The following is a 17933-nucleotide window of genomic DNA, read 5'->3' on the forward strand; positions in this document are numbered from 1 at the left end:
TGATCAAATGCAGCCGATTCCGGATAGAAGAAAAATATCGCCGTTCATGATCTTTTTTCTCATTCACTCCATTCAAGTCGGGGCAGGGGTCCTCGGTTTCCAGCGTATCATTTCAAAAAATGCAGGCTATGATGGATGGATTTCTGTCATTCTTGCAGGTGTATTCACTCACGTTATCATGTTTCTCATGTATCAAATTTTAAATAGAGTGGATGGAGACCTTGTATCTGCCCACACTGTGGCATTCGGAAAGTGGATCGGGAAAATATTCAGTTTCTTCTTCGTCATCCATTTCAGTTTACTGGTGATTACCATCATGCGTACGTATATCGAGGTATTACAGGTGTGGATGTATCCAAGATTGAGTACGTTCTTCTTTTCTTTGCTCTTTCTCATCCTTGTTTACTATATTGTCAACGGCGGGGTACGGACGGTGACCGGAACTGCCTTTTTCGGGATTTTTCTTCCGAGTTATCTCGTTTTGACGTTTGCCTTCACCTTTAAGTATGCCGACTTCCGGAATGTCCTGCCTGTCTTTGACCATACGGTAATGGATCTATTGATTTCCACCAAGAACATGTCCCTGACGTATTTAGGTTATGAAGCCATTTTACTACTATATCCTTTTGTGAAAGATGCTAAGAAATCTCAGAAATATGCCCACTGGGCATTGTTTACGACCACTATCCTTTATACGATATTAGCCGTTGTTTCTTTCGCGTTTTTCAGTCAGAAACAGCTGGAAAAGACCGTCTGGGCCACTCTTTCTATGTGGAAAATCGTCGAAATGCCATTCGTGGAACGGTTTGAGTATATCGGTATTGCCAATTGGTGTTTGATCATCCTTCCAAACGTATGTATTGCGATCTGGTGTGCAAGCAGAACCTTAAAACGGATGACTCCACTGAAGCACAGGCATACTTTATTGATCATCTGCCTCCTTTGCTTATCCGCCCTCACCTTTTTCACTGACAGGAAACAAGTGAATTTCCTGAATACGATATCAGGGCAGATTGGATTTTACATTAATTATTTTTACATTCCTGCTCTTCTGTTGCTTGTGATCATCATGAAGAAAGTGAGGAATAAACAATGAAACGTACATGTTTGCTCGCAGCTATTCTCATTTGTTTCATACCTCTCACAGGATGTGTGGAAAAGGAAATCCTGGATGATCTATATATCGAAACAGGTAAAGCCTACGACTACGTGGGAGAGGATAAGATCAGGGGTACGGCCCTCTTCCCGATTTACTTAGCGGATAAATCGATTCAAAACGGGACGCTGTCAGCAGAAGCCTCCTCTACAAGGGAAGTGCTTGAGAAATTGGAAAGAAGATCACAGCAACCCCTGGTCCGAGGAAGCTTGGACGTCGTTTTGATCGGTGAGGAGCTTGCCAAGAAGGGGATCATCGATATCGGTGATTCCCTGCAAAGGGATGCGAGTGTTGGGGCCAGGCTTTATTTGACTGTGACTGAAGGGGAAGCCGGCGAGCTCATTAAAGGGAATTACGGCTTAAGGGGGAACGGGACCTACCTCTCCAATCTGATCCACCACAATATCACCCGGAGAGAACTGCCCGAAACCAATCTTCATATGTTCATCTATGATTATTTCCAGGACGGTCAGACACCTTATCTGCCAATTTTGAAACAATTATCCAATGAAAGCGTGGGTATCACGGGCATCGCCTTATTCGACAAAGACAAAATGGTCAAAAAGATTCCTGCCAAGGATATGTTTTATTTCAAATTGCTAGTGGATAAGTATGCTGAAGGAAGTCACGTCATCAAGATGGGAGAAGAAAAGAGCAGCGGCCATGTGGAAAAGTCCATTGAGGCCTCTGTGACCAGTCTCATCTCCAAGAACAAAATCATCGTCAAGCACCATGCCGATCCTGTGGAAGTGACGATCCGCATCAAAATCAGGGGGATCATCCGTGAGTATACCGGTAAGAAACTGACGCCTGGTAAAGTGATAGAAGTAGAGAAACAAATGAAAAAAGATATTGAAGAAAATGGGATGAAAATGCTGAAAGAATTCCAGGATCTTGGAATCGACCCTGTCGGCATCGGGCAAATCCAAAAACACGGCGTACGGGGATTTGATTTCAAGGAATGGGAAGACAGCATATATCCCCGTGTAAAATTCAATATTGACGCCAATGTTCAGATTTTAGAAGCCGGGACGGTGGAATAAGAGAAGGGACTCCGCATGTAGGGAGCCCCTTTTTTCAGTTTATATTGATGACTCGCCCGGATGCTGCACTTTCTTTACATGCTTCGATGATCGTGATGACGTTCAAAGCCTCTTCCGGGTCGACAGGGAGAGGCTGATTTTCTCTTACTGCCCCGTATACCCCAAGGTAAAATTGAGTGTAGTCCCCTTTTTCCGATGGAATGACTTCAGATGTCACCTCTTCACCTGAGATGGTCGTAAGGACACCCCAATTTTCTTCGTCTTCGATTCCCCATTCTTCAGAAACAGGATTCTTTCCTGCCTTAAGGTCATCCTCCTGACGATCCATTCCATGCTTCACAAAGCTTCCTTTCAGTCCATGGACCTGATAGCGTGGCCCTGGATCCAATACGATTGAACGTGAATACAGCTGAACCCTCATGACGTCATATCCGAGGGTGATGAGGAAGTAGTCCTCTGCCTTTTCCGGATCCCGCTGCGGGAACACATCCGCCTGCACCCAATTGGGTTTCCCAAACAGGGTGAGGGCTTGATCTAACAGATGGGATCCTAGATCATAAAGGACGCCTGCCCCTTCGATCTTATTCTCTTTCCACCTGTCCTTGATGGACGGGCGGTACCGGTCAAAATGCGCTTCGTATGTATAGATCGGTCCAAGCGTCCCTTCTTTCACCAATTGCTGAATCGTCAGGAAGTCCGCATCCCAGCGCCGGTTATGGAAAACCGAGAGATGAAGTCCTCTTTCTTTCGCCAGTGCCAATAGCTCCTGCCCTTCCCGGCTATCCGTTACAAATGGCTTCTCTACGATCACATGCTTATCGGCTAACAATGATTGCTTGATCATACTGTAGTGAAGGTGATTGGGAGTTGTGATGACGACTAATTCGATGTCTTCCTGAAGCAGGTCTTCAAGGGAGGTCACCACAGTCGTCCCCTCCATATCGTTTAATACTTTTTCTTCATTGGAAGACATGACCGCTTCTATATGAAATTCCTCTAATTGAGAGAGTAAAGGACGATGAAAGCTTTGTCCTGAAAAACCGTATCCTGCTAAACCAACTTTAATGGGCTGCATATTGTCACCTTTTTCTTTCAAAATGTATTCTCATATTATCATGTACAAGATGAGACGAAAAATGATTCGTTTTACAATCAGACTCTGTTTTGTATAAAATAAGTGGGAAAGGGAGGTTATCATCATGCAATCAATCAAAAATAAAGAAACCTTTGACGATCTTATTACATCAACAGAGCCTGTCATCGTAAAATTCCATGCAGACTGGTGCCCGGACTGCCGTCGAATGGATATGTTCATTGATGAAATCATGGAAGAATTCAATCAATATAAATGGTATGACATCAATAAGGACGAATTCCCGGAAATCGCAGAGAAATATGACGTCATGGGCATCCCAAGCCTGCTTGTCTACAAAAACGGCGAAAAACAAGCCCATCTGCACAGCGCCAACGCCAAATCACCAGAACAAGTGACAGAATTCCTGAACACACTATAATGTAAAGGTCCGTCCCTATTTATACAGAGGGACGGACCTTTGTTTTTCACTTAATAAATATTTCCCTTTCCATCTACATACACCGTTTGAATCACTGTTCGTTGAAATTCGTTTCCCTGCTCCGTTTTCCCTTCCAGATCAAGGGTGATGTTGTGGATCCCTTCCTCAAAGTCTGCGAGTGGCAGGGACGACAGATCTTCGGAAGTAATGAGTGTCGAGGGTTTTTTCCCGCTCTTCATTGGGATATGATGGATCGTATACATTTTTTTCAACAAGATTTGATCACTTGCAGTCAAGGAAGTCACTGCTGATTTCTTATGAAAGAGAATGCTCAGCATATAGTGTTCTTGAGACGTGTGAGCCCTTACTTCCCACCTTCCAGGAATGGGAGCAGTAAGCAGGAAGCTGTGATGAAAAGCGCCGGGGAAATACCCTGTAGCATCTTCAGCCACACTCCACTGCCTGTATACTTGACCGTCCGGCCCCACCAGTTCATACATCGTATCCCGTTGATCGCTGACCCAATCGATCGTGAGCCTCTCAACCCTTTCTTCCACAGAGAACTGTTCCACTGCCACACCATTCACTGTCCCTCCTCTGTGAAGCACCGAGGTTTCCTCTTCCTTAACATGTTCGTTCGCTTCAGCATGAACGACATCTTTCACCTCATCCGAGAGAAGTTCCTTCATAAAGGGAAAAATGGCACTCCCTTCTTTAATGGTCGAATGAGTCCAGTCCCGTACCGCTACTTCTTTACCATAAGGAAGCCGTGAGCTCTTCACCAGGACAGCACCATCGCTCTGGCCAAATCGGCTTAAATAAAGCCCTCCCCAAAACAATTCAGATTGCGCTCCGCCCCAACCTGTACCGCCAAACGTATAAGAAGGGATGCTGCTGGCAAGATCATGCCGGTCCATTTCCGACCTGAAACCTTTCATATAGCCTGTTTGCAATGAAAAGACGGCAGGAGTCTTGCTTTTCAACGCATCGGTCAGCCATCCTGCCCATTTACTAAAAGCAAGATCGGCGAGCTCTGATCCATGATGGGGAGTTGATAGTGTAATGACCCGTTCCACATAAGGGGAAGCACCGTAATGCAACAGTGCCGTTTGTGCATCGATCCCACCCTTGCTGTGACCGACAATCACGAGCTTTTCCTTTAAAAAATCGTACATTTCACCTATCTTTTCTGCTAAAATCCCGCCATTCGTCCACATGTCTTCGTCCCGGTGCAAATCGATGAACACCGATTGATAACCTGCTCCACGGATGATGGGGAGCATATCATTATTCGAAAGCCACGTGTCTGATGAAGTATTGATGCCATGGACAAACAAGACCGGAAACCCTTCCGTATTCGCTGCTTCCTCATCTTTGAACCACCTGCCTGGTTTTCCTTCCCGCATTTCTTTCATTCTTTCTTGCATCAGCATAGCCCTCCCCATAGAAAGAGTTCTTTTTTTCATTATCGTTCAGCACTGATAAAAATTCATCCTGATTGTTAAATTCAGGAATAAAGACATATATTCTCCCCGAATTGAATAGTCCCCTTGTCCTTATCAAAAACTAATATCGATTTTACTAATATGGAGGGATTCCTTTGACAAAGAAAAACAATCGGGGCAGCGAGAACCAAAATTCACCTAGACGAGGCACGACAGAATTTGCAAGCGAAATCACAAGCGGGGACAACAGTAAGGGAAACAAGCATAATAAAGACCAGAAAAATAAAACGAAATAGTAAAAACCTGCCTGATTGGTTTCAGGCAGGTTTTTGGTTGGAAAAGGGTTCACTCATCTTCTCCTGAGATATTCACTGGAATCATGTTGGATTCAACATGTATGTGACTCTGATCGGCTTCCCTTTCAGCATCACCATTTAATCGTTCGTTTAACTCCATGTTGGCTTCTGTGGCGGACATTCTTTCTTCCTGCTTCTTCATATCATCATCCTTTCACTATTAGAGTATCAATCCCCCAATGGAATTATGCGGCTCATGGTTCTACCGAATTGGGACACACTATTCAATGAAAACATTAGGAGGTATGAAAAATGGACCAAAATCGAGTAAAACAGATCTTATCTTCTTCAGCCGACATCCAAGTCAAATACAAGGATGCATCCGTTTGGATCGACTCTGTATCAGAAGACGGAAAAACGGCTGTTGTGCATCTTCGAGGACCTTTGGAAGAACGTTCAGAAGTAAGTGTATCTGATTTAGAAGAGGTATAAGAAAAAAGACCACGCAGGGGCAAGTTCCCCATCGTGGTCTTCATTCAGATCATTTCTTGTCTTTAATTTTCCCTTTGTTCTTCAATAGTTCAAATATTTGGTTCGCCTGATCAGTATTATCGATCAAACCGGCAAATTTCTCTTTTTGAGGACCAAAGGCATAAACAGGAACGTCGTCACCAGTGTGTCCGTCTGTTGTCCAGCCAGTTCCCGAACGGGTATCAAAAATCTTCTCGATCGCATTATCGATTTCCGTTTGATCACCTTTTTCAGCAGCAGTTTTCACAGAAGCGATTTCTTCAGGCGTCAGTTCAAGGTCGATATTATTCGCTAATGTTTCTTCAACCGATGCACCATTCACAATCTGCTCTGCCATATAGTCAGGTGTATGCTTTGCCGCTTGGATCGGAGCTGGATCCCAGTTGTACTCACCGTCAGAGCCAATTGAGATTCCACCCGTTGAATGGTCTGCTGTTACGATGACAAGAGTTTCTCCATTTTCTTTTGCAAAATCTCTTACTTTTTCAAACGCTTGTTCAAAGTCTCTCATTTCACTCATCGCACCGACTACATCATTATCATGACCGGCCCAGTCGATCTGACTACCTTCCACCATCAGGAAGAAACCATCTTTATCTCCTTTTAAACGGTCAAGGGCAGCCGTCGTCATATCTGCTAAGCTCGGTTGCTTCTCATCACGGTCAATCATCTTGTCCATTCCGGATTCAGCGAACAGACCAAGAATTTGATCATTCTTATCTTTTTTAAGCTCATCAGCTGATTTCACATAGCTGTATCCGTCTTTTTTGAATTGTTCTGCAATATTACGATCATCCCGCTCGAAGAAATCCGTTCCTCCACCAAGCATGACATCGATCTTATGCTTCCCATTGATCATTTCATCATAATAATCATTGGCAATCGCATCTTCACTCTTGCGTGACTCTTCATGAGCTCCGTATGATGCAGGTGTTGCATGGGTGATTTCCGACGTAGAGACGATTCCCGTAGACATGTTATTTTCCTTCGCCTGCTCCAGAACCGTTTTTACATCTGATTTATCATTATCTACTGCAATCGCGTTATTATATGTTTTCACTCCGCCGCTCATCGCCGTTGCAGCAGCTGCTGAGTCTGTTACGTTCTCTTTTTCATCTTCAGGATACGTCGTTTGTAATCCGACAAGGTAAGGATCAAATGCCGTCTTTTCCATTTCCATCGTATCAGGATTGTCATTCATATAACGAAGGGCTGTTGTGTACGGTACACCCATTCCATCACCGATCATAAAGATGACGTTCTTGGCTTTGCCATTTTTGGATTCCTTCGCTTTCGCTTCCGTGTCGTCCTGGTTCAATCCTATGACACTTCCAAGAGCTAATGAGGATACGACCGCCAACGGAAGGATCTTCTTCATTGATTTCTTCATTTTCCCTACCTCCTATAATTCGTGGTACATGTAGAAGGATAAAGGGGAAATATGAAGAACCATTTACGAAACGAATACAGGAGAGTAAAGTTTATGTAAATTGAAAAAAACAGGTGAAAAGTCACCTGTTTTTTCAATATCATTCTCTTATTAAAGGAAGAGTACAGCAGCGGAAAGACCCGCCCGACTTGATGATTTCCGATAAGTCCAGCTCCATCACGTCAAATCCTTCCGCCCTGATCCTCTCATTCAAGGCTTGGTTCTGGGTAAGACTGATGATCTTCCCGTCTCCGATTGCCAATACATTCGGTCCCATTTGAAATTGTTCTTCATCCGTCACCGTGATGGTGTTGTAGTGCTTCTTGATGGTCGCTAGATCTCCGTCAGAAAAGGCCGGCGGATATACAAGTGCCCATTCACTGGAAATGATGGTGAATACACAATCCAAATGGAGAATGTCTTCCCTTAACGGGAGTTCATGTACGGTATATGGTGTGAGCTGATTCCTCAGGGATTGTATTGCCAGCTGATTCGTTCGACCGCTCACGCCGATCCAGATATTTTCCTCATCAACAAGAACATCCCCACCTTCAATGGAATGGAGAAGTTCGGTATATGGTACCTCGTTTTCTTCCAGCCAGTGTTTTAGGGTTTTCACTTCTCCCCGCCTGACATCCGTATTCATCGATGCGACGAAAAACTGATCATGAATCGTGAAACCGATATCTCTCGTGAAGACTTGTTCATTGAATTCAGGCGATGGTTGAAGATGAATCACCTCAGAGCCATTTTCCTCCAAAGCTTCAACAAATGCTTTATGTTGGGAAACAGCTTTATCTATATCAATATTCTCTTTCAAAAAATGCTTTTGCGTTTCATTTATGATTTCATTGATTTGCATATTTTCAGGTGAAACCACGACCACTTTCTTTAACTTTCCATACTCATTGGTACAATGCGTTTTTGATTTTGGAACCAACGGGGAATTTAAACTCATCTTTACGCCCTCCAATTATCTACTCTTAAAAACTGCTTTTCCCTGTTATTATGAAGATAAAACGTCCTTTTTATAACTTATGCCGTCTGGGGATGAACAGGGACGACAAGCAGCCTTGATAGATGAAATAAGGGCATTTGTCCATTACAAAGAAAAAAAGCATGCGGATCGCACGCTTCTTATCTTAATGAACCATCCGGTCATGATCCTTCCAAAACTCTTTCCGGATCACCACTTTTTGGATTTTCCCCGATGCGGTTTTAGGTAATTCTTTTGTGAAAGTAATGCTCTTTGGTGCTTTGAAGTGGGCAAGCTTTTCTCTCGTAAAATTGATCAGGTCCTGTTCCGTTAAGGTGTGACCCTCTCTTAGAACCACCACTGCATGGGGAACTTCCCCCCATCGTTCATGGGGGATGGCAACGACCGCTGCTTCGAGGACACCATCATGCTCGTAAAGGGCTCCCTCCACCTCGATGGACGAAATGTTTTCTCCGCCGCTTATGATGACGTCTTTCATCCGGTCGACAATTTCGATGTAGCCGTCTTCGTCGACCGTCGCCATATCTCCCGTATGCAGCCATCCTTCCCTGATCGTTTGATTGGTGGCTTCCGGATTCTTATAATATCCTTCCATCACTGTATTGGTTCTCGTCACGATTTCGCCAATCGCTTTTCCATCATGAGGGACCGCTTCCCCGAGTTCATTGACCACCTTCACTTTACTCCCGATCATGCTGTACCCCGCTTTTGCCTTCAGGCGATATGTTTCTTCCTTAGGCCGGTCCTGTTCTGAAGATCGTAATATAGAAGTCGTGATAAGGGGTGATATCTCCGTCATCCCGTAGACCTGGATGAATTCCCACTTTAGATTCTCCTCCACTTTCCGGACGAATGCCGGTGGAGGGGCAGACCCGGCAATGACAACCCTTACTTTTTGCCCGATGGAACGATCCCTGTCCGGATAGGACTCGAGAAGCATATTGAGAACGGTCGGTGCCATATGCATAACGGTCACACCATGCTTCTCCACCTTATCCAGTATCACTTCCGGATCCACTTTTCTCAGCATCACCTGGGTCGCACCGTTGGCCGTATAATAAAATAGTGATCCCCAACCGTTCACATGGAACATCGGCAGGACGTGAAGAAGCGTATCCTGATCCGTCACCCGCAAATGATGCATGGAAGATAAGGCATGCAAATAATTGGACCTGTGTGTGAGGAGCACTCCCTTCGGATCGCCCGTCGTCCCGCTTGTATAAAGAAGGGACGCGATATCCGTCTCTTCCAGTTCTGCACGGGAGAACGTCTCGCGACTGAACGAGCCACGCCACTCTTCATAGCCCGGATGACCGTCCATCCTTTTCCCGTGAATGACAACATGCTTCAAGTGAGGAACCTTTGATAGAATCGGCTGAACCAACGGATAGAGCTCCTCATCGACAAACAGTGCCTTACTCTCACTATGGGTGAGGATAAATTGATAATCAGCTGGCTTTAACCTGGTATTCAAAGGCGTCATGACTCCTCCGACAGAATAAACGCCATAAAATCCTTCCAGCATCTCCGTGGTATTGGGCGCAAGATATGCCACCTTATCCCCTTTTTCTATCCCAAACGCCTTCAGTCCCCTTGCCAGTTGATTCACACGGTCACCGAGCTGTATATACGTCAAGTGCTTTTCATCATCGATGATCGCTACCTTATCCCCGTATAACTCCACTGCCCGATCCAGAAAATCCGTTAACACCAATGGTACATGCATATGTACATCCATCCCCTCTATTTATCAATCTTATATGGACTATATTAACAGATTCAGACTATTTATGGGAATATTCAGATATTTATATCTTCTAAAAAAGCATGATGACCCTATCGTCACCATGCCTTAGAAATCAGCGCCCTCTTCGATTCGAAGAGGATCTGCTGCCACTATTTCGCTGATTACCGTTGTTGTTTCTTCCAGTCGAGCCGCTTCGCTTACCACGGGAGGCACCCGAAGTTTCACCACCACCGCGGCGGGGATTCGAGTCTTCATTCTTGGATCTACGACTGCGGGACGGACCATCTTTGTCACCCGTCCTGGATCTGCCCCCCCTAGGAGACCTTGCTTTTCTCTCCTTACTCGCTTGTATATTCTTTTCGCGGCGATCTTTTGCACTTTCAATGGATCCTTTAGGGCCATTGGGGATTTCTTTAGTAGAAACGACCTCCACCACTCGGCGGGGCAATGAACGTCCAATGCCTTTCTCGATCATTTCCAGATCCTGCTTATCCTTCAGTGCAACAAAGGTGATGGCAAGCCCGTCTTTACCGGCACGGCCCGTACGCCCGATTCGATGGATGTAGCTTTCCACATCTTGAGGGATATCATAGTTGAACACATGGGTCACGCCCTCCACGTCAAGACCCCTGGCCGCCACATCCGTTGCGATAAGAAGCTGGAGCTTTGCGTCCCGGAACTTCTTCATCACATTTTCCCGTTTCGCCTGGGACAAGTCACCATGGAGTTCATCGACCAGAAAGCCTCTCGCTTTAAGTTCTCCGAGCAGCTTGCTGACCCTCCTCTTCGTCCGGCAGAAAATGATACCGAGGAACGGCTGGACATCGTGGATCGTTTGACTGAGGGCATCCAGTTTCTGACGATCCGTCGTTTCCACGATTTCCTGCTGGATTTCCTGTACAATCTTTTCTTTTTCACGGATCTGCACATTATGAGGCTGATTCATATAGCGCTTCCCGATCTTACGGATATCCTTGGACATCGTTGCAGAGAATAGTGCGGTCTGCCGGGTGAACGGTGTCTCACGAATGATCGACTCGACCTCATCGAAGAAGCCGATATGAAGCATTTGATCCGCTTCATCCAATACGAGGAACCTAACATTTGAAAAATCGACCGTCTCCCGGCGCACATGATCAAGCAGTCGCCCCGGTGTTCCGATCACGATATGAATCGCCTTATTCTTCAGTCGCTTTATCTGTTTCTCAACATCCTGACCACCGTAAACGGCTAATACATGTATGTCATCTTCCACAGAAGATAGTATTTGATTCAATTCAGCGGTTACCTGAATCGCAAGCTCCCTCGTCGGAGTCACGATAAGAGACTGGATCTCATCTTTTTCCGGATCTATTTTCGCAAGCATGGGCAGGAGAAACGCCATCGTCTTTCCCGTACCTGTCTGTGCCTGTCCGATCACGTCCTCACCATTCAATAAGACTGGGATGGTTTCGCTCTGAATCGGCGTCGGTTCTGTTATGGATTGTTCTTTTAATGCATTGACGTACTTAGGTTGAATTCCTAAGGAAGTAAAATCATTCAATGGGGTCACCTCTTTGATTCTCATTATACCCGTAATCCTCTATAGAAAATAGGGCACTATGTTATAATGGGAAAATCGTAAAATGAAATGAGGAATTACATTGCTGACATTTGAAGATAAATTAACACTCATAGAAGAATTTCCCGAGCTTACCCGAAAGGACGTTTCACTGAATCGCGTGAACTTCCACTTTGAAAACAGCCTCTATGAAAAAACGACCGTCGTCTATCACCTGCACCCGAACGGGAACGGTTTTGTTTACACAGGCAGTCTGCCTCAATATGAAGCCAAAAAAGGACTCGTGAATATCCGGGATTTTAATCGTGACGAACTGCGGGACATCATCCGTGCTTCCATTGATCATCTGGCAACGGAAGAAGAAGTCGCACCTCCCGTGGAACAGTTGTGGAAAGATGCAGAAGGCCATTCCCTCATGCTGATTGAAGAAGATGACCGCTGGAATATTTATGCCGGTGATAACCTGGAAGACAGCTTCGGCGGGTATGATGAAGCTGCGTTGTATCTGCGTGAAGAAGGATTCCGGAGACGGTAGTATCCTGAGTGGCAAGAAGAATGAAAAAAGGGCGAATCGGGGTGTCGATTCGTCCTTTTTTTGTCTTCGGGCAGCGTGTACGATGGGGGATTCTGTCAAAGAGATCTTGTCAAAATATCCCTGACGCTGTCCTCATCCATTTCTTTATACGTACCTACGCCAGGCTTAATGAACGTCTTCTCCACAATGGCATCGAACTGACTGTCATCAATGTCATAATCGGCAAGTGTGCGCGGTGCCCCGAGGGAGTTCCAGAAGTCGCGAAGAGCTTTTGCCCCTTCACGTGCGACGTCGATATCTTCCTTGCCTTCAGGCGAGATCCCGAACACATTCACCGCAAGCTGTTTGACCCGGGATGGATCCTCTTCCAGTACATGCTCCAGCCAGTTCGGGAAAAGAATCGCAAGACCACCGCCATGGGGAATATCGTAGATGGCCGATATGGCATGCTCGATCCGGTGGGTGGCCCAATCCCCTCCATCGGTCCCGTTTGAAAGAGAGCCATTGAAAGCCGTCGTACTGATATACATCATCGTTTCCCTATGATCGAAGGACTCGAGATCCTCCAGTAGTTTAGGACCGGTTGCAATCGCCGTCCTCAAGAGTGACTCAATGAACCCGTCAATCATCGGAGTATTTTCCGTCCGATGGAAATAGTGTTCAAGGGCATGGGACATGCTGTCGACTATCCCATAGATCGTCTGATCGCGGGGTACAGAGAATGTATATGAAGGGTCCAAAATTGAAAATGTCGGGAAGACAAGAGGTGAACCCCAGCCTAATTTATCATTCGTCTCCCAGTTTGTAATCACAGAAACAGAGTTCATTTCAGAACCTGTCGCTGCAAGGGTCAAGACCGTTCCAAATGGAAGGGCTTTTTTGATTGGAGATTTGGCGGTGATCAGCTCCCACACGTCCCCATCATACTTGGCTCCAGCCGAGATTGCTTTTGTACAGTCGATTACGCTTCCCCCACCTACAGCCAGAATGAAGTCAATGCCTTCTGTTTTGCAGATATCGACACCTTTACGGACAGTAGTCAGTCGGGGATTGGGTTCCACTCCCTTTAACTCAAATACGTTGGCATCTATTTGCCCCAACTCTTCCATCACATCATCGTAAACGCCATTTCTCTTGATGCTGCCTCCGCCATAAACCAGTAAGACCTTCAGTCCCTTGTCTAAAATGGAAGACAACTGCTTCACTTCATCTTTACCGAAGTAAAGCTTCGTCGGATTGTATTGTAAAAAAGTGTTCATGTTCAGCACCTCTTCGTAAGAATTGTCCATTCATTTTATCATCTTTTCAATCTATGAAGTTATTGATAGTTTTTTATCTTATTCATCAATAATTTTGATAGCTATGAGGTCAGGGCTCCGATCAATTGTGTAAGTGGAGGCGTCAGCCACTTTTTTTCAAGAAAAATTATTTGTGTATAGAGGGGGCTCTTTTCATGATCAAATGGAATCTGGACGACCTTTCCACTCTCTATTTCCTTTCGTACAGCTATTTCAGGCAGGATGGCCACACCCAAGTCGTCGGCTACACACTGTTTGATCGCCTCTAAGCTACTGAAGGAGATGACGGATTTTGCCTGCACATCGCTCTCTTTTAAAAGCTGCTCCAATAAGACCCGGTACGAACAACCTTTCTCCGTTAAAATGAGGGTTTCCGATTCAAGCTCCCTTACGTTCATTTCCTTCAGAGAATGCAAGCGGTGACCCCTTGGCGCAATCATGACCAATTTCTCCTGCCGGATTGGGATCGTCGTTAAGTCGGGATGTTCTGAAAAACGGTCAAGAAGGATAGCCATATCATACTTCCCTTCAAGGATGCCTTCCTTTAAGTTCGGACAAAGTCCGGATTCAAGGAGAATCTTTAATTCAGGGTGCTTCCCTTTTAATTCCTTGATGTAAGGCGTGATGAAATAAGCTGCGAGGGATTCCACGGTCCCGATCCGCAATGTCCCCCGCAGATTGCTCTCCTGCGAAATCCGTTCTTCCGCTTCATCCAGAAGGGACACAATTCTTTCCACATAGTAGTAGAGCTCTTCCCCTGACTGTGTGAGCCTCATTTTCCCGCCGACCCGTTCAAATAATTTTATCCCATAATGCTCTTCCAGCTTCCTGATCTGGGTCGTCACACTGGACTGGGCATATCCGAGTTCCTCCCCGGTCTTCGTGTAACTCCCCCATTTAACCACTTCTTTAAATGTATAAAAATAGTTCAGATCCATTTTTCCCCTCCTATCATCTTTTACAATCATTAGTATCGATAATTATAGATAACTTTAATCTCCCCATCAATGGTATACTCTTAACCATTAAGAATCCCGTTAACGGTTAAAGCTAAATATAATGAAATGTATAAAGGAGTGTTCATCAATGAAAGTACTAGCCCTTTTAGGAAGCACACGAAAAAACGGGAACTCCGAATATCTTGCGAAAAAAATCGTCGAAGGTACCGACCATACCATCGTTTCCCTTGCAGATATGCATATCGAGCCAATTGAAGACCTGCGTCACGCTGAAGGGGGATTCCTTCCTGTGGAGGATGATTACGAACAGCTGGTCCGGATGATGGAGGAGCATGACGTATTATTATTCGCTACACCTCTCTATTGGTATGGGATGAGTGGTCCGATGAAGAACTTCTTCGACCGTTGGAGTCAGTATTTGCGCGACGAGCGCTTCAATCTGAAAGAAGAGCTTACGAAGAAAAAGGCGTACGTTGTGATTACCGGCGGAAGCTCTGCCAACATAAAAGGACTTCCCCTTGTACAGCAATTCAATTACATCTTTGAATTCGTCCATATGGAATTCAAAGATTATCTGATCGGTGCCGGCGTCAAACCTGGTGAGATCGTGAACGATCCTGCCGCCCTGGAGAAGGCAGAACGCTGGAACGCACGATTTAAAATGGATGATCCCTCTTAAGGGGTCATCTTTTTTTGTTAATTCTCACACAATAAGGAAATAGTATGAACAAAACCTTTATTGGAGGCTTTATATGGATTTCCCAACGATTCACACAAACTTCTGGGATGCCGTCATCGCCATTCCCGTCATTATCCTGTTAACCCAACTAATCAAAATCTTCTTCAAACCACGGTCTTTTCTGGTACCCAATATTGCCGTCCTACTCGGGCTTTTCATCTCGATCTTCATCAGCCACAGGGGGCATCCCGTCACGGGCATATTCATGGGCTTTTTTTACGGTTATGCGGCGATTGGGAATTACGCTTCTTTGAAGACTTCAGTGTTGGCTTTTCGGGGGGAGAAGGAGGAAGAAAGGTTTCGTTAAAAATAAGGGGCAACCAACGTCACCCCTTCACTTAATTCTGCAGTTTATTGAGGATCGTCGTCAGCGTCTGATCCAACTTCAAGAGCTCATCACCATCCATATCAAGTCGCTCCAATAATCGGGTCGGGACACATTCTGCTTTCTCCTTCATTTTCAGTCCTTTATCCGTAAGACTGATGATGACACTTCTCTCATCCTCTGACGAACGCTTCCGCTCCACCAATCCGTTCGCTTCCATCCTTTTCAGCATGGGTGTCAATGTACCGGAGTCCAGGAATAACTTCCTGCCGAGTTCCTTTACGGATATCGTTTTTTCTTCCCATAACACGAGCAAAGCCAAGTATTGAGGATACGTGACACCGATTTCCTCCAGGAGGCTCCGGTAAAGCTTCGTGATCTCCCTCTCAGCTGTATATATTTTAAAACAGATTTGATTTTCCAATAATAGTGGATCCTTCATACATGTTGATTCCTTTCTTGTACATACTAATTATGTTTATCATACAAAAAAAAGTATCATCCATCAAATTAAATCGCGTACAATTAAATTGTTGACAATTAGATATAAATCCATTATATTTAGTCTTGTAATATTTAATTGCGCACAACTTATGAAGAGGAGTGAAAGAAATGGATGCATTATACACAGCAAAAGCAACGGCAAAAGGTGGCCGTGATGGAAAAGTAACAAGCAGTGACGGAGTATTGGATGTAGCTTTAGGCATGCCAAAATCACTTGGTGGTTCCGGGGCAGACGGGGCAACAAACCCTGAACAACTATTTGCAGCTGGATATGCGGCTTGTTTCGACAGCGCTCTTAACTTAGTGGCCCGCCAGGAAAAGAAAAAAATCCAATCCAATGTGACGGCTGAAGTTTCAATCGGGAAGGATACAGATGGAGGATTTAAATTAGGCGTTGTTCTTTCAGTTGCCGTAAATGGTGTAGAATTGGATGAAGCCAAACAACTGGTGGAAAAAGCACATGGTGTATGTCCTTATTCCAAAGCGACAAACGGAAATATCGATGTAGAATTGCATACTGAATTATTTTAACGGATCAGGATGGGCAAATGAATGCCCATCCTTTTTTTGATTTCACATGTTTTAATCTCCCCTCCTCAAGGGAATGGAATAGGAATAAATTCATTACTCAATGGGGGCACCAGGATGGAATTACACAATGGGCAATTGTATTGGCCGACCACATTAAAAAATAGACAAGAAGATTTTGATCAAAAATATGATGCAGCCATCATTGGAGGTGGCATGTCAGGGGCATTATGCGCGTATTCACTCGTCCAGGAAGGTCTGAATGTCGCCATCATTGAAAAACGGACGCTGGCTGCCGGCAGTTCATCCGCCAATACAGGTCTGCTTCAGTTTTCCAATGACGTCATGCTTCATGAATTGATGGACCAGATCGGAGAAGACAAAGCGGTCCGTTTTTATTCCTTATGTATGGAAGCAGTGGAGAATCTGGAGAAGGTGGCGATGAATCTACCGGTTTCTCCTGATTTCATCCGCAGGAAAAGCATTTACTATGCAAGCACGTCACGACATGTTCCAAAGTTAAAGAAAGAATATAAAACTTTGAATGAGCACGGCTTCCCTGTGGAGTATTGGTCTCGTAAAGAGATGAAAGACCGCTTGCCTTTTTCAAAGGCTGGCGCGTTGATCACACATGGTGACGCAGAAGTGAATCCATACAAATTCGTGAATGGGATATTTGATTATTTAAAAGAAGGAAAGCAAACAACCATATTTGAAAATCTGGAAGCAACAAACATAGAAGAACATTCTACAGGGGTAAATATCCATACCCCTGACGGAATCATTCAAGCAACGCACCTGATCCATGCAACAGGCTATGAAACGCCTCCCCTGAATAAGAAAATCGGTTCTGACATCAACAGGTCCTATGCCATTGCGACAGAACCGATCGAGGACTTATCTCAATGGGATGACAGAGCGCTCATCTGGGAGACAAAGCGGCCTTATTTATACATGCGCACGACGGTCGATAACCGGATTATTGCCGGAGGGTTAGACGAAGACCCTGCAGAGGCGCCTCAAAGTGAGAAAAAAATCGAAAAACGCGGAAAGCGGATTGAAAAAGAAGTTCAGAAGTTGTTTCCCGACCTGAAGATCAAGATGGACTATGCATGGGGGGCAAGCTTCGGGGAGTCACTGGATAACATTCCTTACATAGGAAAACATCCCGACAAAGACAGGGTTTATTATCTGCTCGGTTATGGCGGAAACGGTACTGTCTACAGCATGCTCGGAGCTCACATCCTGCGTGACCTTATCTCGGGCCGTCCCAACCCGGATGCAGAAATTGTTAAATTGGATAGATAAATGATGAGGGACGGACCT

The 17933-nt window shown here is 45.1% G+C and carries 20 protein-coding genes; 10 read left to right on the forward strand and 10 right to left on the reverse strand.

The features are described 5' to 3' along the window. Window positions 1–7: 7 nt before the first annotated feature. Window positions 8–1096, forward strand: coding sequence for a GerAB/ArcD/ProY family transporter (locus BVI01S_RS07005; RefSeq protein ID WP_082804685.1), 1089 nt, complete (start codon window positions 8–10; stop codon window positions 1094–1096). Continuing rightward, window positions 1093–2199, forward strand: a complete 1107-nt coding sequence (locus tag BVI01S_RS07010; protein WP_061809729.1) for a Ger(x)C family spore germination protein — start codon at window positions 1093–1095, stop codon at window positions 2197–2199. Before BVI01S_RS07005 ends, BVI01S_RS07010 begins: the two co-directional genes overlap by 4 nt. 34 nt (window positions 2200–2233) lie before the next feature. Here BVI01S_RS07010 and BVI01S_RS07015 read toward each other — a convergent pair whose 3' ends face one another. After that, a complete protein-coding gene (locus tag BVI01S_RS07015; RefSeq protein ID WP_244886896.1) occupies window positions 2234–3295 on the reverse strand; it encodes an oxidoreductase in 1062 nt (353 codons plus the stop codon). Between the two features lie 103 nt (window positions 3296–3398). Here BVI01S_RS07015 and BVI01S_RS07020 point away from each other — a divergent pair, with 103 nt between their 5' ends. Further along, a complete protein-coding gene (locus tag BVI01S_RS07020) occupies window positions 3399–3713 on the forward strand; it encodes a thioredoxin family protein (protein WP_034764088.1) in 315 nt (104 codons plus the stop codon). Window positions 3714–3763: 50 nt separating this feature from the next. Here BVI01S_RS07020 and BVI01S_RS07025 read toward each other — a convergent pair whose 3' ends face one another. Continuing rightward, complete coding sequence (locus BVI01S_RS07025) at window positions 3764–5140, reverse strand: PGAP1-like alpha/beta domain-containing protein (RefSeq protein WP_061809730.1); 1377 nt, start codon at window positions 5138–5140, stop codon at window positions 3764–3766. Window positions 5141–5313: 173 nt separating this feature from the next. Here BVI01S_RS07025 and BVI01S_RS22725 point away from each other — a divergent pair, with 173 nt between their 5' ends. Next, window positions 5314–5454, forward strand: a complete 141-nt coding sequence (locus tag BVI01S_RS22725; RefSeq protein WP_167562102.1) for a hypothetical protein — start codon at window positions 5314–5316, stop codon at window positions 5452–5454. A 49-nt stretch (window positions 5455–5503) separates the two neighbouring features. Here the strand turns inward: BVI01S_RS22725 and BVI01S_RS22510 are convergent, their stop codons facing one another. Beyond that, window positions 5504–5656: a hypothetical protein gene (locus BVI01S_RS22510; RefSeq protein WP_156477308.1), complete on the reverse strand. Its 153-nt coding sequence runs from the start codon at window positions 5654–5656 to the stop codon at window positions 5504–5506. Between the two features lie 110 nt (window positions 5657–5766). Between BVI01S_RS22510 and BVI01S_RS07030 the strand changes: the two genes are divergently transcribed. Next, entirely contained in the window at window positions 5767–5946 is a 180-nt protein-coding gene (locus BVI01S_RS07030; RefSeq protein WP_061809731.1) for an H-type small acid-soluble spore protein, read from the forward strand. A 49-nt stretch (window positions 5947–5995) separates the two neighbouring features. Here the strand turns inward: BVI01S_RS07030 and BVI01S_RS07035 are convergent, their stop codons facing one another. The 4 genes from BVI01S_RS07035 to BVI01S_RS07050 form a co-directional block, all read right to left on the reverse strand. Continuing rightward, entirely contained in the window at window positions 5996–7375 is a 1380-nt protein-coding gene (locus tag BVI01S_RS07035) for an alkaline phosphatase (protein ID WP_061809732.1), read from the reverse strand. A 139-nt stretch (window positions 7376–7514) separates the two neighbouring features. Beyond that, window positions 7515–8372, reverse strand: a complete 858-nt coding sequence (locus tag BVI01S_RS07040; RefSeq protein WP_061809733.1) for a dimethylarginine dimethylaminohydrolase family protein — start codon at window positions 8370–8372, stop codon at window positions 7515–7517. A 184-nt stretch (window positions 8373–8556) separates the two neighbouring features. Further along, window positions 8557–10137, reverse strand: a complete 1581-nt coding sequence (locus BVI01S_RS07045) for a long-chain-fatty-acid--CoA ligase (protein WP_061809734.1) — start codon at window positions 10135–10137, stop codon at window positions 8557–8559. A gap of 133 nt (window positions 10138–10270) precedes the next feature. After that, window positions 10271–11710 (reverse strand): DEAD/DEAH box helicase, encoded by a 1440-nt coding sequence (locus BVI01S_RS07050; protein ID WP_156477312.1) that lies wholly within the window; start codon window positions 11708–11710, stop codon window positions 10271–10273. 91 nt (window positions 11711–11801) lie between these two features. On the opposite strand from BVI01S_RS07050, the gene BVI01S_RS07055 reads away from it, so the two are divergent. Beyond that, window positions 11802–12254 (forward strand): hypothetical protein, encoded by a 453-nt coding sequence (locus BVI01S_RS07055; RefSeq protein WP_061809736.1) that lies wholly within the window; start codon window positions 11802–11804, stop codon window positions 12252–12254. 95 nt (window positions 12255–12349) lie between these two features. On the opposite strand, the gene BVI01S_RS07060 is transcribed toward BVI01S_RS07055, so the two are convergent. Together BVI01S_RS07060 and BVI01S_RS07065 are read right to left on the reverse strand one after the other, a co-directional pair. Then, on the reverse strand, window positions 12350–13513 hold the full coding sequence (locus tag BVI01S_RS07060) for an iron-containing alcohol dehydrogenase (RefSeq protein ID WP_061809737.1): 1164 nt from the start codon (window positions 13511–13513) through the stop codon (window positions 12350–12352). Between the two features lie 101 nt (window positions 13514–13614). Next, window positions 13615–14490, reverse strand: coding sequence for a LysR family transcriptional regulator (locus tag BVI01S_RS07065; protein WP_061809738.1), 876 nt, complete (start codon window positions 14488–14490; stop codon window positions 13615–13617). A 148-nt stretch (window positions 14491–14638) separates the two neighbouring features. Between BVI01S_RS07065 and BVI01S_RS07070 the strand changes: the two genes are divergently transcribed. Together BVI01S_RS07070 and BVI01S_RS07075 are read left to right on the forward strand one after the other, a co-directional pair. After that, complete coding sequence (locus BVI01S_RS07070; RefSeq protein ID WP_061809739.1) at window positions 14639–15190, forward strand: flavodoxin family protein; 552 nt, start codon at window positions 14639–14641, stop codon at window positions 15188–15190. A gap of 73 nt (window positions 15191–15263) precedes the next feature. Then, complete coding sequence (locus BVI01S_RS07075; protein ID WP_061809740.1) at window positions 15264–15557, forward strand: hypothetical protein; 294 nt, start codon at window positions 15264–15266, stop codon at window positions 15555–15557. Window positions 15558–15588: 31 nt separating this feature from the next. Here the strand turns inward: BVI01S_RS07075 and BVI01S_RS07080 are convergent, their stop codons facing one another. Further along, window positions 15589–16017 (reverse strand): MarR family winged helix-turn-helix transcriptional regulator, encoded by a 429-nt coding sequence (locus BVI01S_RS07080; RefSeq protein ID WP_061809741.1) that lies wholly within the window; start codon window positions 16015–16017, stop codon window positions 15589–15591. A 170-nt stretch (window positions 16018–16187) separates the two neighbouring features. On the opposite strand from BVI01S_RS07080, the gene BVI01S_RS07085 reads away from it, so the two are divergent. Together BVI01S_RS07085 and BVI01S_RS07090 are read left to right on the forward strand one after the other, a co-directional pair. Continuing rightward, the gene (locus BVI01S_RS07085; protein ID WP_061809742.1) at window positions 16188–16610 is read left to right on the forward strand and encodes an organic hydroperoxide resistance protein; all 423 of its coding nucleotides are present in this window, start codon (window positions 16188–16190) and stop codon (window positions 16608–16610) included. A gap of 114 nt (window positions 16611–16724) precedes the next feature. Then, window positions 16725–17915 carry an NAD(P)/FAD-dependent oxidoreductase gene (locus BVI01S_RS07090; RefSeq protein WP_061809798.1) on the forward strand — a complete coding sequence of 397 codons (1191 nt, stop codon included), beginning with the start codon at window positions 16725–16727 and terminating at the stop codon, window positions 17913–17915. Window positions 17916–17933 lie beyond the last annotated feature (18 nt).

This window comes from Rossellomorea vietnamensis NBRC 101237, from assembly GCF_001591825.1.
GTDB lineage: Bacteria > Bacillota > Bacilli > Bacillales > Bacillaceae_B > Rossellomorea > Rossellomorea vietnamensis.